This window comes from Burkholderia perseverans (genome assembly GCF_022870505.1).
In the GTDB taxonomy this organism is placed as follows: domain Bacteria; phylum Pseudomonadota; class Gammaproteobacteria; order Burkholderiales; family Burkholderiaceae; genus Burkholderia; species Burkholderia plantarii.
This window is the reverse complement of sequence record NZ_CP045093.1, coordinates 378,289-393,529: the sequence shown is the minus strand read 5'-3', so window position 1 is coordinate 393,529 and position 15,241 is coordinate 378,289. Positions and strand designations below refer to the sequence as shown.

Sequence of the window (15,241 nt, the reverse complement as noted above, 5' to 3'; positions counted from 1 at the left end):
GCGCCGCGCAAACCTTCTGCACGCGGGGTTGTCGTTCGCTCGTCTGCTGCGCCGTTTTCGGCGCCATCTGCTGCTTGCCGGTGCGGCACCCGCGTCGTAACGTCGGCGCTTTCGGCACGTCCCGCCGCGCCTTTTCCCCACCACCATGTATCGATATACCGATTTCGACCGCGCGTTCGTGCGCAGTCGCGCCGCGCAATTCCGCGATCAGCTCGAACGCTGGCAGGACGGCCGGCTCAGCGAGGACGCGTTCCGCCCGCTGCGGCTGCAGAACGGCTGGTACGTGCAGCGCCACGCGCCGATGCTGCGCGTGGCGGTGCCCTATGGCGAGCTGTCGAGCGCCCAGCTGCGCGTGCTGGCCCGCGTGGCGCGCGACTACGACGTGCCCGAGCCCGAGGTCTACCGCCGGGCGCTCGACGCCCAGCGCGCGCTCGGCACCGTGCGGCTGCCCACGCGCCACGCGCATTTCACGACGCGCACCAACGTGCAGTTCAACTGGATCCCGCTCGACCGCTCGGCCGACGTGATGGACCTGCTCGCCAGCGTCGACATGCATGGTATCCAGACCAGCGGCAACTGCATCCGCAACATCTCGTGCGACGAACGCGCCGGCGTGGCGCCCGACGAGATCGCCGACCCGCGCCCGTTCGCCGAAATCATGCGGCAGTGGACGACGCTGCACCCCGAGTTCGCGTTCCTGCCGCGCAAGTTCAAGATCGCGATCACGGGCGCCGACGAGGACCGCGCGGCCACCGCCTGGCACGACGTCGGGCTGCGGCTCGTGCATGACGCCGCCGGCGAACTCGGCTTTCGCGTCACGGCGGGCGGCGGGATGGGCCGCACGCCCGTGATCGGAACGCCGATGCGCGAGTTCGTGCCGTGGCGGCACATCATGAATTACATCGAGGCGATCGTGCGCGTGTACAACCAGTACGGCCGTCGCGACAACAAGTACAAGGCTCGCATCAAGATCCTCGTGAAGGCCGAGGGGCAGCGCTTCATCGACGACGTCGAGGCCGAGTTCCAGCAGATCGTCGAGCACGACGGCGGCCCGCACACGATTCCCAATGCCGAACTGGCGCGCGTGCGCGCCTGCTTCGTGGTGCCCGACGCCGTCGCCGCGCGCCTCGCGGGCGCGATCGATGCGGGCGCCGCGGCCCGGCTCGCCGAGGCCGCTGCACGCACGCCGGCGCTGGCCGGCTGGCTCGCGCGCAACGTCGCGCCGCATCGTGATCCGGCGCTGCGGATCGTCACGCTGTCGTTCAAACGGACCCTGCAGGCGCCCGGCGACGCGTCGGCCGACCAGCTCGAACGCGTGGCCACGCTGGTCGATCGCTTCTCGGCCGGCGAGGCGCGCGTCACGCATGCGCAGAACGTGGTGCTGCCGTGGGTCCACGCCGACGATCTGCTCGCGCTCTGGGAAGCGGCGCGCGCCGAAGGGCTGGCGAGCGCGAACGTCCACCTGCTGACCGACATGATCGCGTGCCCGGGCGGCGATTTCTGCGCGCTCGCCAATGCACGCTCGCTGCCGATCGCCGATGCGATCGCCGAGCGCTACCAGGATCTCGACGAACTCGAGGACCTGGGCGAGATCGATCTGCATATCAGCGGCTGCATCAACTCGTGCGGCCATCACCATAGTGGCCACATCGGCATCCTCGGCGTCGACAAGGACGGCCGCGAGTGGTATCAGATCACGCTCGGCGGCGCCGACGGCTCCGCGCGCGGCGGCGAGGCGCGCGCGGGCAAGGTGATCGGGCCGTCGTTCTCGGCGCGCGAGGTGCCCGACGTGATCGACGCGGTACTGTCCACTTACGTCGCGCTGCGTGCCACGCCTGCCACGCCGGACACACCCGCCACGCGCCGCGAGACCTTCATCGAGACCGTGGCCCGGATCGGCATCGAGCCGTTCAAGGCCGCCGCGCAGGCCGCGCGCAGCGCCGAACCCGCCGAGGAGCAGCTCGCATGAACGCACCCGACCGACTTCGCCTGTTGACGGCCGACACGCACGCGGCCGAATCGCCGGACACGACCCACGCCGTGGTCACGCTCGGCAACGACGCCGACGTGATCGAGCATGCCGACGCGATCGCGCGGGCCGCGCGCGTCGAACTGCATTTCCCCTCGTTCACCGACGGCCGCGCCTATAGCCAGGCCTATCTGGTGCGGCGCCGGCTCGGCTTTCGCGGCGACCTGCGCGCGACGGGCGAGGTGCTCGCCGACCAGCTGATGCTGATGGAGCGCACCGGCTTTTCGAGCGCGGTGCTGGCCGACGGCGTCGCGCTCGACGACGCGCTGCGGCAGCTCGAACGGTTTCCGGCGTTCTATCAGGCCGACGTGCGGCAGGCCGCGCCGTTCCGGCGCGACGGGGACGGTTGAACGCGGGCAGCGCGGGCATTCAATCGGATCCCTCACCCTCAAGCGACACGATCCCCGCGCGCCGGCACCACAGTCCGCTCGATGGCCGCCGCGACGCGCGTAACCAGCACGTCGAGCGGCACCCCGGGCCCGAACACGTCCACCACGCCACGCGCGACCAGCGCCCGTGCATGCGCCTCGGGCACGATGCCGCCGACGATCACCGGCACCGCGAGCGCGCGCGCCGCCAGCGCGTCGAGCAGCGCCGGCACGGTCTCGCCATGCGCGCCCGACAGCGTCGAGACGCCGAGCAGATCGACGCTCGCCGTGAGCCGGCGCGTCGCGACGAGTTCGGCAACCGCCTCGGGCGACGTGAACAGCGGCGCGCGCAGCACCTCGAACCCGGCTTCCGCGAACGCCGTGGCCACCACCTCGGCGCCGCGATCGTGGCCGTCCTGCCCGAGCTTTGCGATCACGATGCCGGGCCGGCGGCCAAGCCGCGCCGCAAGCGCACGCACGCGCGCCAGCGCCGCCTGCCAGGCGGGATCGCCGCCGCGCTCGCTCGCGTAAGGCGCCGCGTTCACCACCTCCGCGCCAACCCCGCGCGCACCTTCGTCCGGCAAGCGGTAGCGCGGCCAGACGATTTCGAGCGCCGCCGTGCATTCGCCCACCGTCGCCCGCGCGCGCATGCAGTCGATCGCCAGCGCGAGCAGGTTCGCGCCGCCGTCGCGTGCCGCGTCGGTCAACGCGCGCAAGGCTGCCGCGACGCGCGCCGGATCGCGCCGCGCCCGCGTCTGCGCAAGCCGCGCGCATTGCATCGCGCGCACATGCCGGCCGTCGATCTCGCGGCAGTCGGGCGCGCCGCCCGCGTCGTCGGCCACGAAGCGGTTCACGCCCACCACCACCTGCCGCCCCGCATCGATGCGCGCCTGCGCGGCCCGGGCGCCCGCGCGGACGCGCTCGCACGCCCAGCCGCTGCCGATCACGGCGAGCATGCCGCCTTGCGCGTCGATCGCCCGCAGTTCCTCGCGCACGCGCTGCGCGATGCCGTCGGTCAGCGATTCCATCAGGTACGAGCCGGCCCACGGATCGACGCTGTCGCACAGCCCCATCTCGTGCTGCAGGATTCGCTGCGTGTTGCGCGCGAGCCGCGCGGCGCCGGCCGACGGCAGCGCGAGCGCCTCGTCCCAGGCATTCGTATGCAGCGACTGCGTGCCGCCGAACACGGCCGCCATCGCCTCCACGGTCACGCGCACGATGTTGTTCTCGGGCTCCTGCGCGCTCAGCGACCAGCCCGAGGTCTGGCAATGCGTGCGCAGCGCGCGGGCACGATCGCTGCGCGCCCCGCAGCCGGCCGCGATCTCGGCCCACAGCAGCCGCGCGGCGCGCAGCTTGGCGATCTCGGTATAGAAATCGGTGCCCACGCCGAAGAAGAAGCTCAGCCGCGCGCACACCGCGTCGGCGTCGAGCCCGGCCGCCGTCAGCCGCTCGACATAGGTGCGCGCGTTGGCCAGCGTCAGCGCGAGTTCGAGCACCGGGTCGGCACCCGCTTCCTGGAAGTGGTAGCCGGACACCGACAGCGCGTTGAAGCGCGGCGCATGCTCGGCCAGATACGCGGCCACCTCGGCGACGATCCGCAGCGACGGCTGCGGCGCATGAATCCAGGTATGGCGGACCAGATATTCCTTGAGGATGTCGTTCTGGATCGTGCCGGTCAGCTGCGCGGCCGGCACGCCGCGAGTCTCGGCCGCGACGATGAACGCCGCCAGCACCGGCAGCACCGCGCCGTTCATCGTCATCGACACCGACACGCGATCGAGCGCGATGCCGTCGAACAGCCGCTGCATGTCGTCGACGGTGTCGATCGCGACGCCTGCCAGACCGACCTCGGCCGCCGCCTCGCGGTGATCGGAATCGTAGCCGCGCTGGGTCGGCAGGTCGAACGCGACCGACAGGCCGTTCGCCTGCGCGTCCACGGCCGCGCGAAACGCGAGGTTGGTGTCGGCCGCGTCGGCGTGCCCCGTGTACTGGCGAATCGTCCAGGGGCGCCCGGTGTACATCGACGGATGCGGGCCGCGCACGAACGGCGCCTGCCCCGGCAGCGCGTCGAGATGCGCGATGCCGTGCAGATCCTCGCGCGTGTAGAGCGCGCGCAGCGGTACCGCGCGCTCGCGCGGCGGCACGGTGGCGTCGCTCATGCGGCCTCCCAGGTCTTTTCGGTGATCACGTCGGCGATCTTCATGCCGTCGGCGCCGCGCACGAGTTCGCACCAGTGGCGCAGCCGCGCGCCGTCGCGCTGCTCGGCGAGCGGCTGGACCCGCAGCGTGTCGCCGAGGTCGAGGTTGCCGTGGAAATGCAGCACGCGCGACACCAGCGCGGGCGGGCGCGCGAAGCGGTGGCGCTGCCACTCGGCGCGATCGACGAAGGCCTGGAAGCTCGCGAAATACAGCAGGTCGGCGCCGTTGAAATCGTTGTTCGGGCACGGCAGGAACTCGGCCGCCTCGATCGGGCCGGCGTCCGTGGCCGCGAGCGGCTGTGCCCACGCCGGCACGGCGGCCGGATCGCGCTCGCGCAGCGCGCGACCGCGCGAAGCCAGCGCCGCGACCGCCTCGGGCAGCGTGCCCGCCTCGTCCAGCGCGCCGCCGAGCGCGGCGAAGCGCGCCCGCGCCACCGAGCGGTTGCTGCCGGCCCGCTCGCGCGTGACGAAGGTGGAGAGCATCGTCACCGAACCCACCTCCACGCCGCCGCGCACGATGCGCTGCTCGCTCGCGTGCCGCACGGCGCCCACGCGGCGCAGCGTGAGCGCGATCTCGAACGCGTCGTTCTCGTCGATCGCGGAGGGCGCGGGCAGCACCACGCGAATCGCGACGAACGCCGCGTAGGCGCGCCGGCCGCGATCGTCGACGAAATCGGGCGCGTCGCGGCCCGCATGCGCGGCGAGCGCCTCCCAGTGCCGGTGCCCGCATTCCTTCAAGAGCCAGTTTTCCGCGAGGCCGGTGTAGCCCAGTTGCGGCATGCCGGCCCGGTAGCGGTGAAGCCTCGTCTGCATCGCGACCGCCCCGCCCGTCAGACCGCCGCGCCTTCGGCGACGCGCGCGGCGCCGGCCGCCGTCGAATCGGCTGCGCCTGCGGCCTCGCGAATCCGCGCGACCAGATACTCGGCGTCGCGCGCGATGCCCGAGAAGCGCCCCGAGCCCCAGGTATGCAGCCACGGCAGGCCGACGAAATAGAGGCCGTCCACGGCCGTCACGCCACGCGAGTGAGCCGGGTAGCCGCGCCCGTTGAACACCGGCAGGTCGATCCAGCTGAAGTCGGGCGTGAAGCCGATGCACCAGACGATCGAGCCGATGCCGCTCGTCTCCAGCGGCAGCGCGGCGCGTTCGGCGGCCGGCCGCCAGACCGGCTCGTAGCGCGTGGCGGGCGGCGCATCGATGCCGTGCTTCTCGATGAAGCCGTCGATGCTCGCGTTGATGCCGTTGTAGATCTCGTCGGCGCTGTCGAGGCAGGCGCCGAGGTTGGTCGCGAATTGCAGCGCGCCGTCGCGGTAGTCCTCGAGCCGGCCGTACAGCTCCATGCCCTCGGCCGCGAAGCGGCGCAGGTCGATGTCGCGGCCACCGTCGCGGCCCGTCACGTAGTGGTTGGTGTTGTCGCGCACGCCTTCGCGCAGCGGATGCTGCTCGACCGGCATCTCGTAGTAGCGCATGTCGGCGAGCCAGTCCACCACGTCGCGGCCGCGATGGAAACGCGCGCAGCGCGGCGCGTCGCCGACCGCCAGCGTCACGCGCCGGCCGGCCAGATGCAGATCCTCGGCGATCTGCGCGCCCGACTGCCCGGAGCCGACCACCAGCACGCCGCCCTCGGGCAGCATCGCGGCGTTGCGGTAGTCGGACGACTGCACCTGCACGATCGAGGCCGGCAGCCGCTCGGCCAGGCGCGGCACGATCGGCGTGTGATAACCGCCCGAGGCCACCACCACCTGGTCGGCCGTGAACGCGCCGCGCGAGGTGGCGACCCGATACCGCCCGTTAGCATCGCGCGAGACGCGCAGCACACGCGTGTGTTCGAGTACCGGCGCGTCGACCATCGCGACGAAGCCGTCCAGGTACGCGATGATCTCGTCCTTCGTCATGAAGCCGTGCGGATCGTCGCCGCGATAGGGCCAGCCGGGCAGCGCGCACTGCCAGTTCGGCGTGACGAGACAGAACGCGTCCCAGCGCTGGCCGCGCCAGGTGTGCGTGACGGTTTCCTTCTCGATCACCAGATGAGCGACGCCGGCCTGCTTCAGGTAATAGCTGACGGACAGCCCGGCCTGCCCGCCGCCGACGATGATCACGGGATGGTGCGGGACCGCGTCCGACGGGGCGGACGACGACGGGGAGGGGATCGACATGATGAAGCTCCTGTAGCGGAAATGGGGCGGGCGCGGCGCGTTCAGTCGAGCGCGAGCACCGTGACGGCGGCGTCGGGGACGGCGCCGAACTGCTCGGCCAGCGACTCGATGCGCGCGAGTTCGTCCATCGCGGCCGAGCAGGCGTAGCCGAACTTCGCGCGCACGCGTTCGGAGGCGATGCCGAGCGACTCGCGCGAGCGCGCGACGAAATCGTCGAGCGCGTAGTGCTGGCCCGGCGTGAAGTAGTCGGCCACGATGGTGGACGGCGAGTAGCAGCGGGTTTCGGAAGCGTCGGGCCAGCGGACCCGGAAGTGCATGACGGGCATGATCAGGTTTCCTGTGCGAAGGGAGAAAGTGAGCGGGCCGCGGCGCGCGACGCCAGCCATTCCCGGTAGAGGGCGACGTGCGTGGCGGCGCTCGCGGCCCAGCCGAAGCGCGCCAGCAGCGCGGGCACGGCGGCCGCGAAATCGGGCGCGCGGCGGCCGTCGAGCGCGTCGCCGAGCGCCGTGGCGATCGACGCGACATCGGCGGGATCGGCCCAGACGCAGGTGCGTTCGTCGAGATGCTCGGTGAACGGCGCGATCCGCGAGACCACCACCGGCCGGCCGGCCGCGAGCGCTTCGAGCACCACCAGCCCGAAGCCCTCGCGCAGCGACACCATCGAGACCACGCCGGCCGCGTGCAGCAGCGCGACGATCGCGTCGTCGTCGAGCGCGCCGGTCACGACCACCGGCGCGCCCGCGCCGATCGACAGGCCCAGCTCGGCCGCGCGCGCCACGAAGCGGCGCGTGCAGGCATCGTGATCGAGCAGGCTCGCGCCGCCGGCGATCACGAGCTGCGCCGTGGGCCGGGCCGCGCGCAGGCGCGCGAACGCATCGAGCAGCGCGAGCGTGTTCTTGCGCGCCTCGATGCCGCCGATCGCCAGCACCAGCGGGCCGTCGCCCAGGCCGAAGCGCCGCCGCAGCGCGGCCACGCCGCCGGCCGGCGCGCGGCGGAACCGCTCGACGTCGATGCCGTTCGCGATCTGGTGCGCATCGGCGCCATGTTCGTCGCGCATCCGCGCGGTCCATGCGGCGCTCACGCAGAACACGCGATCGGCATCGCGCCAGGCGCGCCGCTGCCACGCGTCGAGCGTCGGGTTCGTGAACGTGTCGAGATGGTGGACGGTACGCACGAAGCCCGGAATCGCGCCCTCGGCCTTCCACTCGGCGAGCGCGTTGCCGCTGATGCTGTCCTGCGCGTGCAGCACGTCGAAGCGCGCGAGCGCCTCGCGATCGAAGGCCGCGCGGATCGCGGCGATGCGCGTGGCGACCATGCCGACCGTATCGGCCGAATCGGTCGCGGCGTTGGCGGTGCGCGCGAGCACCACGCGATAGGCCGCGCCGCCAGCCGGCGCGGCATCGCGCCGGAACAGATCTTCGCCCGGCGCGGCCGGCGCGATCACCGTCACGTCGTGGCCGGCCGCGCCGAGCGCGCGCGCCAGTTCGAGCGTGTGGACCACGCCGCCGCGCGGATTCACCGAATGCGTGCAGAGGCCGATCCTCAGGGGCCGCGCCGGCATCATGGCGTGACCTCCGGCACGGCGCCGATGAACGGCGTCTCGCGCAGATCCCACAGCTGTGCCGCCGCGTCGCCCTCGGTCACGATCAGTTCGCGCGACGTGTCGAGCGTGCCGATCGCGGCGCAGGCCAGCCCGCGTGCAGTGAAGCGTGCGGTCACCGCATCCAGGTTGGCCTCGCTCACCGCGAGCAGAAATCCGTAGCTCGGAAACGCGCTGAGCCAGCGCTCGAAATCGACGCCGTCGGGGCGAGGCAGCGCGTCGAGCTCGATCCGCGCGCCGACGCCCGACGCTTCGAGCAGCATCAGCGCGGTGCCGAGCACGCCGGCCATGCTGATGTCCTTGGCTGCCTCGCAAAGGCCGTCCTCGGCCAGCGCCGGCAGCAGTTCGAGGTCGCCGCGCAGCCGCGCGGGCGGCGCGCCCACCGAGGCGTTCCAGAACGGATAGGGATCCTCGAAACGGCCGCGCAGGTCGACGGCCATCACCAGCCGGTCGCCGGACCGCGCCGCGAAGCTGGTCAGCAGCCGGCGCGCGCGGCCGAGGATCGCCACCGCGAGCTGCGAGCCATTCGCGCGTGCGTTGCTGTGGCCGCCCACGATCGGCACGCCGTAGGCGGCCGAGGCGGCGGCCATGCCGTCGAGCACCGCGCGCGCGCCGGCCATGCCGTCGCTCCAGAGCGCGTCCACCACCGCGAGCGGCCGGCCGCCCATCGCATAGACGTCGCTGACGTTGACCATCACGCCGCTGTAGCCGGCGAACCACGGCATCGCGGCGACGAAGTCGGCCACCAGGCCTTCGATCGCGAACAGCAGATAGCCGTCGCCGTCGGCGATCGCGGCACAGTCGTCGCCGACCGCCACCGCCTGCGCGAGATCGGCCGCGCCGTTCGGCAGCGCGCGCGCGAGTGTGCCGACCACGTCGGCGATGTCGGTCTTGTGGGCGAAGCCGCGGCTCGCGCGCAGGCGTTCGACGCGCGCGGCCAGCGCGGCGGCGGGAGACATGGCGGCGCCGGTGGTGAGATCGGGCGTGCCGTTCATCGCGCGCCTCCGGCCGGCAGCACGAAGCCCGCATACGGCGTCGTGCACGGCGGGTAATGCGCGAGATCGGCCTGCATGCGATGGTGCAGGCGCCCGTGCAGCAGCTCCTCGCCGAGCGAATCCCAGTGCAGGCGGCGGAACAGCGGCACGTTCTGCGCCTGCACGTGCGCATGGAACGTATGGCAGCCGAGCGCGTGGGCGCTGCGCACCGCCAGCATGATCAGCGTCGAGCCGATCCGGCCATGGTTGCGGAACGCCGCGTGGACGGCGAGCCGCGAGCCGAGCCATTCGCCCGGCGCGAACTCGTGGATCCGCACCGTGCCGACCACCTGGTCGGGCAGCCCGGCGCAGCCGCTGACGGCCACCAGCAGCTGCGCGTGCGTGTCGATCTCGTCGCGGTCGTCGCCGACGAACACGCCCTGCTCCATGCAGAACACCGCGCGGCGCAGCTGGTGCGCTTCCTCGATCTCCCACGGCAGCGCGGCCCACTTGATCCGGTATTCGGCGGGCCGGTAGGCGAGCGCCGCGCCGGCTTCCCACATCGCGTCGCAATCCATGGTCAGGCCTCGTAGGTGGACAGCGACGAGCAGGCGCCGCATTTCCCGCAGCCGGCCTTGATGTCGGCCGAGCGCAGGCCCGCCTCGCGCAGCATCGCGCCGAGCGGCGCGAGCACCTCGCGCATGAACTCGGGCGACGGCGCCGGATGGCTTTCGAGCGGCGTGCCGCTGATCGGCACGAACGGCACCACGAACGGATAGACGCCGCGCGCGATCAGCTGCGCCGACATCGCGAGGATCGCCTCGGCCGTGTCGCCGAGCCCGGCGAGGATGTAGGTGCTGACCTGGCCGCGCCCGAACACGGCCACCGCCGCGTCGAACGCGTCGAGGTAGCGCGCGATCGGCACGCTCGCCTTGCCCGGCATGATCCGCTCGCGCACGGCAGGCGTGACCGCCTCCAGATGCATGCCGAGCGTGTCGATGCCGCTCGCCTTCATGCGCGCGAACCAGGCGTCGTCGTCGGGCGGCTCGCACTGCCCCTGGATCGGCAGATCGACGGCGGCCTTGATCGCGAACGCGCTGTCGCACAGGATGCTCGCGCCGCGATCGCTCGCGGCCGGCGTGCCGGTGGTCAGCACCATGTGCTTCACGCCGTCGAGCAGCACCGCCGCGCGCGCCACCTCGGCCAGCTGCTCGGGCGTCTTGCGCGCGATGGTGCGGCCCGCCGCCAGCGATTGTCCGATCGAGCAGAACTGGCACATCTTGCGGCGGCTCTCGTAGCGGATGCAGGTCTGCAGCACCGTGGTGGCGAGCACGTCGGCACCGTGCAGCGTGGCGATCTGCGAATACGGCACGCCGTCGAGCGTCTGCAGCGCGTAGAAGCGCGGATTCGCCGGGAAGCGGATGTCGGCGATCGGGATCGTGCCGCGCGAGAGCGTGCTCGCGCCGCTCGCGTCGGGCGCGCCGGCCACGAACGGCGAATCCCAGGCGGTGCTGGTATGCACCGGCACCATCACCGTGACGCCGTCCACCGTCACCGCCTTGTGGTCGGACGGCCCGGCCCCGCCGCGCCGGCTCGCGGCGCCGGCCTTCGGATCGACGAGCCGCAGCCCGACCGATTGCAGCTCAGTGATCAGTTGCCGGCTCTGCGCCGACGGTTTCGCGCTGACGGGATTCATCGAAGGCTCCTTCGGAAGCGGGGACGGGGGAAAAGGCGCCGGCCGGCGCCATGGTCGTGACCGGCACGGCCGGGCGATCGTTGATCGCGAGGCTCAGCAGCTCGGGACGCGCGTAATGGCCGACCGAATCCATCATGCGTTTGCGCTTGGTGATCAGCGACATGTCGAGATCGGCGATCACGAGGCCCTCGCCGTCGCGCAGCGGCTCGGCCAGATGCTGGCCCTCCGGCGACACGATCGCGCTCAGGCAGCCGCCGCGCAGCGCCTTCTGCAGCTGCGGATCGGGCGTGATCGACTGCACCTGCGCGTCGCTGAGCCAACCCGTCGAATTGATCACGAAGCAGCCCGATTCGAGCGCGTGATGGCGGATCGTCACCTCGATCTGCTCGGCGAAGATCGGCCCCACCAGCGAGCCCGGGAACTGCGCGCAGTGGATCTCCTCGTGCTGCGCCATCAGCGCATAGCGCGCGAGCGGGTTGTAGTGCTCCCAGCAGGCCAGCGCGCCGACCCGGCCGACCGCCGTGTGCGCGACCTTCAGGCCCGCCGCGTCGCCCTGCCCCCAGATCATCCGTTCATGGAAGGTGGGCGTGAGCTTGCGGCGCTTCACGAGCAGCTGGCCGTCGGCATCGAACACCAGTTGCGTGTTGTAGAGGCTGCCGTGGTCGCGCTCGTTCACGCCGAGCACCACCACCATGCCGTGCCGGCGCGCCCGCCCGGCCACCGCCTGCGTGATCGGGCCGGGCACCACCACCGCTTCCTCGTAGAGCCGCATGTGGTCGGCGCCCGACAGCACGGGCGGCCGCACGAACGAGAAGTACGGGTAATACGACACGACAGTCTCGGGGAACACGATCAGCTGCACGCCTTCGCGCGCCGCCGCGTCGATCGCCGCGCAGACCTTGTCGAGCGTCGCCGCGGCCCGCTCCAGATCGGGTGCGATCTGGGCGGCGGCCGCGCGAACCATGCGTTTGTCGCTCATGTTGGCCCCCGCGGCGTGCTCAGACGGTCCAGGTGTGGATGATCAGCGCGTCGTCCTTCCGGTGCAGCAGCTGGAGGTCGAGCACGTCGAGCGGGTTGATCGGGCGGATGCCCTCGATCAGCGAGGCCTCGCCGTGGCCGTACAGCGCCTGCAGCGCGAAGCGGCACGCGTAGACCTTGCCGCCTTCCTCCATGAACTTCACCAGCTGCTTGTTGAAGTTCAGATGGCCCGGAAACGCCTCGTCGCCGAGCGTCGGGAAGCCGCGCTGCAGGCCCAGCGTCACGCCCGGACCGTAGAGCAGCACCGAGGTCTCGAAGCCCTTGCGCTGCAGGCGCGTGGCCTGCAGCAGGTTCACGAAGCCGATCGAGCCTTCGAACGCGACCGTGTGGAACGTGACCAGCGCCTTCTCGCCCGGCTCCGCCTTCACGTCCTCGAATACCTTCTCTTCGTAGTCGACCAGTACGTCGCCTTTCTGGTGCTGCGGGTGATTGACGGCGGGCATCGTGTTCTCCTTGATTCGTTGGGGGATCGGTGCGCCGGGCGAGCGCCGCCCGGACGCCTCGCTTCACGCAACAGCCATGCCGCCAAGGCGCGCGCCGATGCGATCACCCTCCGATCATTGCGCCCGTGCGATATCGAAATGGTCGTTCCCGCCGCCCGCGAACCGGCGCCGCGCCGGTGCCGGCGCCCCGCCGTCTGGCGCGCCGCGCACCGTGCTGGCGCAGCGCGATGCGCGCCGGCTGTGCGTCCATGCATCAAAACGATCTGTCACCCGATCAATGCAATCATTTTCGCTTCGGTATCCGATCCAGTTTTTTTTCGCACGGGTTCGCGTGTTAACGTGAATCGAGGCGAGTCGACAGGAATCGCCCCGGATCTCAAGGATGCTTCGATGGAACACTCGCTCGCCCACTGGACCCGGCGCCTCGCCGAGAGCCGCAAGCCCGCCTACCTGCTGATTCCGGACCTGATCGAGGAGGATCTGGCGGTGGGCCGGCTCAAGCCGCGCGACCGCATGCCCGGCCTGCGCGACCTGGCCGACGCGCTGCGGCTGAACTACACCACCGTGGCGCGCGCCTATGCCGAGGCACGCAAGCGCGGGCTGCTGGACAGCCGCGCCGGCAGCGGCACGTTCGTGCGCGGGCCGACGCAGACGCTGCCGCTGTCGGGCGGCGGCAGCGTGGAGATGTCGATGAACATGCCGCCCGAGCCGGCCGTGATGGCCGCGCGGCTCGCCGACTCGGCCGCCGCGCTGCATGCGCATGCCGATCCGTATCAGCTGCTGCGCTATCAGGATTTCGGCGGCGCGCCGGCCGATCGCGCGGCCGGGCGCCTGTGGCTCGGCCGGCGGCTGCCCGGCTGCAACGGCGAGGCGGTGCTGGTCTGCCCCGGCATCCACAGCGCGCTGGTGGCGCTCGTCTCGCTGCTGGTGCGGCCCGGCGAAATGCTGTGCGTGGACGCGCTCGCCTATCCCGGCATCAAGGCGATCGCCTCGCAGCTCGGCGCGCGCCTGCAGCCGCTGCCGCGCGACGAGGACGGCCCGCTGCCGCACGCGTTCGAATCGCTCTGCAAGAGCCACAAGCCGGCCGCGTTCTATTGCAACCCGACCTTGCAGAACCCCAGCACGCTGACGATTCCATACCGGCGCCGCGAGGCGCTGGCCGACGTCGCGCTGCGCTACAGCGTGCCGATCATCGAGGACGACGCCTACGCGATGCTGCCGCACAGCGCGCCGCCGCCGCTCGCGCTGCTGGCGCCGGAACTGACCCACTACGTGACGGGGATGTCGAAGAACTTCGGCGCGGGGCTGCGGATCGCCTACTTGCTCGCGCCGTCGGCGCGGCAGGCCCAGCGCATCGCCGGCGCGCTGCGCGCGACCACCGTGATGCCGAGCCCGTACACGATGCTGCTGGCGACGCAGTGGGTCCACGACGGCACCGCCGCCGCGATGCTCGAGGCGATCCGCGCCGAGGGCCACACGCGCCTCGCGATCGCCGCGCAGGTGCTGCGCGACTGGCCGTTCGACGCGCATCCTGACGGCTTTCATCTGTGGCTGCCGATTCCGGCCGACTGCCATCGCTATGCGCCCGATCTCGCGCAGCAGCTGCGCAATCGCGGCGTGGCGGCGGTGGCGGGCGCCGCGTTCTCCACCGACGGCAATCCGCCCAACGCGATGCGGATCTGCCTGGGCGGCCCGCAAACGCCCGAGGATTGCCGCGAGGCGCTGCGGCTCGTGGCCGATGCGCTGGGCGACCCGCATCATCTGGTGACGGCGGCGATCTGAGGAAGTCGGGCACAATGCGCGCGGCGCCCGATTCACGGGCGCCGCTTACCGCACGCTCATGAATCGCGAACAATTTCTGGTCCAACCCGACGTCGACGGCTTCGTCGAATGGCTCTCGTCGTTTTCCGCCACCGTCGTCGCCGATCTGAACATCGGCCGCTCCGCCTATGTCCCGCGCGCCATCATCGGGACCGTGCGCGGCCTCGATGCGATCCTCGACACCTACGCGTGGCGCGCCAGCTGGATCGACACCAACGGCGAGACGGTCGAGTCGCTGCACTGGGACAGCACGGCGCGCAGCCTCGACCGCCTGGGCCGCAGCCTGCGGGACGCGCTCGCGGCCGGCTCCGCCGACGGCGCGCGGCATGCCTGCGGGATGGTGTTCCGGTGGGGCGGCGAGCGCGATCCGAACAAGGGCGCGCGGCCATTCATCGAGCAGCAGTTCGCGGCGCGACGCCTCGTGACCTATCTCGACACGACGCGCGCCGCGTTCAACCTCGGCACGGGCGGGCTCGACCAGCTCGGCTGCGTCGAGGCGATGAATTCGATGCTGACCAAGGTTCACGCGCTCGCGTCCGGCGACGGCCTGCCGATCTACGACTCACGCGTGGCCGCCGCGATCGCGTCGCTGGTGGAGATCTTCCGGCTGCAGCGCAAGCCGCAATGGAAGACGATTCCCGACGAACTGCTGTTCCCGACCATGGCCAACGAAGCGCGCCGCAAGGTGGTGGCGTTGAATCCGCGGGCCATGGTGTCGACGCGGACCCTCATGCGCTACAACAGTTCGGGCATCGCGCGGACGTGGGCGAGCGCCAAGCTGCGGCTCGGCTGGATCATCGAGGCCGTGCTGGAACGCACGCCCGAACTGCTTCGACATCAGCCGCATTCGCGGCAGCATGCGTTCGAGGCCTCGCTGTTCATGCTCGGTTACGACGTCGGCTGTCTGAGCGGCAACCTGTGA

At 71.6% G+C, this 15,241-nt stretch carries 14 protein-coding genes; 4 read left to right on the top strand and 10 right to left on the bottom strand.

Features of this window, described 5'->3' with window-relative positions:
* Positions 1–145: 145 nt before the first annotated feature.
* Together BpN12_RS01685 and BpN12_RS01680 are read left to right on the top strand one after the other, a co-directional pair.
* Positions 146–1,969, top strand: a complete 1,824-nt coding sequence (locus tag BpN12_RS01685) for a nitrite/sulfite reductase (protein WP_246793554.1) — start codon at positions 146–148, stop codon at positions 1,967–1,969.
* Entirely contained in the window at positions 1,966–2,379 is a 414-nt protein-coding gene (locus BpN12_RS01680) for a DUF934 domain-containing protein (protein WP_246793553.1), read from the top strand. Before BpN12_RS01685 ends, BpN12_RS01680 begins: the two co-directional genes overlap by 4 nt.
* Before the next feature lie 38 nt (positions 2,380–2,417).
* Here the strand turns inward: BpN12_RS01680 and scpA are convergent, their stop codons facing one another.
* The 10 genes from scpA to BpN12_RS01630 are packed head-to-tail and all read right to left on the bottom strand — an operon-like array spanning position 2,418 to position 12,498.
* The gene (gene scpA / locus BpN12_RS01675) at positions 2,418–4,556 is read right to left on the bottom strand and encodes a methylmalonyl-CoA mutase (protein ID WP_246793552.1); all 2,139 of its coding nucleotides are present in this window, start codon (positions 4,554–4,556) and stop codon (positions 2,418–2,420) included.
* Positions 4,553–5,407: a Pnap_2097 family protein gene (locus BpN12_RS01670; protein WP_246793551.1), complete on the bottom strand. Its 855-nt coding sequence runs from the start codon at positions 5,405–5,407 to the stop codon at positions 4,553–4,555. Before BpN12_RS01670 ends, scpA begins: the two co-directional genes overlap by 4 nt.
* Before the next feature lie 17 nt (positions 5,408–5,424).
* Positions 5,425–6,747, bottom strand: a complete 1,323-nt coding sequence (locus tag BpN12_RS01665) for an MSMEG_0569 family flavin-dependent oxidoreductase (RefSeq protein WP_246793550.1) — start codon at positions 6,745–6,747, stop codon at positions 5,425–5,427.
* A gap of 41 nt (positions 6,748–6,788) precedes the next feature.
* Complete coding sequence (locus tag BpN12_RS01660) at positions 6,789–7,073, bottom strand: MSMEG_0570 family nitrogen starvation response protein (RefSeq protein ID WP_042627076.1); 285 nt, start codon at positions 7,071–7,073, stop codon at positions 6,789–6,791.
* A 2-nt stretch (positions 7,074–7,075) separates the two neighbouring features.
* Positions 7,076–8,308: an MSMEG_0565 family glycosyltransferase gene (locus tag BpN12_RS01655; protein WP_246794743.1), complete on the bottom strand. Its 1,233-nt coding sequence runs from the start codon at positions 8,306–8,308 to the stop codon at positions 7,076–7,078.
* On the bottom strand, positions 8,308–9,306 hold the full coding sequence (locus BpN12_RS01650) for a sll0787 family AIR synthase-like protein (RefSeq protein ID WP_246794742.1): 999 nt from the start codon (positions 9,304–9,306) through the stop codon (positions 8,308–8,310). The genes BpN12_RS01655 and BpN12_RS01650 overlap by 1 nt, the downstream gene beginning before the upstream one ends.
* A gap of 32 nt (positions 9,307–9,338) precedes the next feature.
* Complete coding sequence (locus BpN12_RS01645; protein WP_246793549.1) at positions 9,339–9,899, bottom strand: MSMEG_0567/Sll0786 family nitrogen starvation N-acetyltransferase; 561 nt, start codon at positions 9,897–9,899, stop codon at positions 9,339–9,341.
* A gap of 2 nt (positions 9,900–9,901) precedes the next feature.
* Complete coding sequence (locus tag BpN12_RS01640) at positions 9,902–11,017, bottom strand: MSMEG_0568 family radical SAM protein (RefSeq protein ID WP_246793548.1); 1,116 nt, start codon at positions 11,015–11,017, stop codon at positions 9,902–9,904.
* Entirely contained in the window at positions 10,965–11,996 is a 1,032-nt protein-coding gene (locus BpN12_RS01635) for a Nit6803 family nitrilase (protein WP_246793547.1), read from the bottom strand. The genes BpN12_RS01640 and BpN12_RS01635 overlap by 53 nt, the downstream gene beginning before the upstream one ends.
* Positions 11,997–12,015: 19 nt before the next feature.
* Positions 12,016–12,498, bottom strand: coding sequence for an MSMEG_0572/Sll0783 family nitrogen starvation response protein (locus BpN12_RS01630; RefSeq protein WP_042627072.1), 483 nt, complete (start codon positions 12,496–12,498; stop codon positions 12,016–12,018).
* 390 nt (positions 12,499–12,888) lie between these two features.
* On the opposite strand from BpN12_RS01630, the gene BpN12_RS01625 reads away from it, so the two are divergent.
* The gene (locus tag BpN12_RS01625; protein ID WP_246793546.1) at positions 12,889–14,280 is read left to right on the top strand and encodes an aminotransferase-like domain-containing protein; all 1,392 of its coding nucleotides are present in this window, start codon (positions 12,889–12,891) and stop codon (positions 14,278–14,280) included.
* A gap of 58 nt (positions 14,281–14,338) precedes the next feature.
* Positions 14,339–15,241, top strand: a complete 903-nt coding sequence (locus BpN12_RS01620; protein ID WP_246793545.1) for a hypothetical protein — start codon at positions 14,339–14,341, stop codon at positions 15,239–15,241.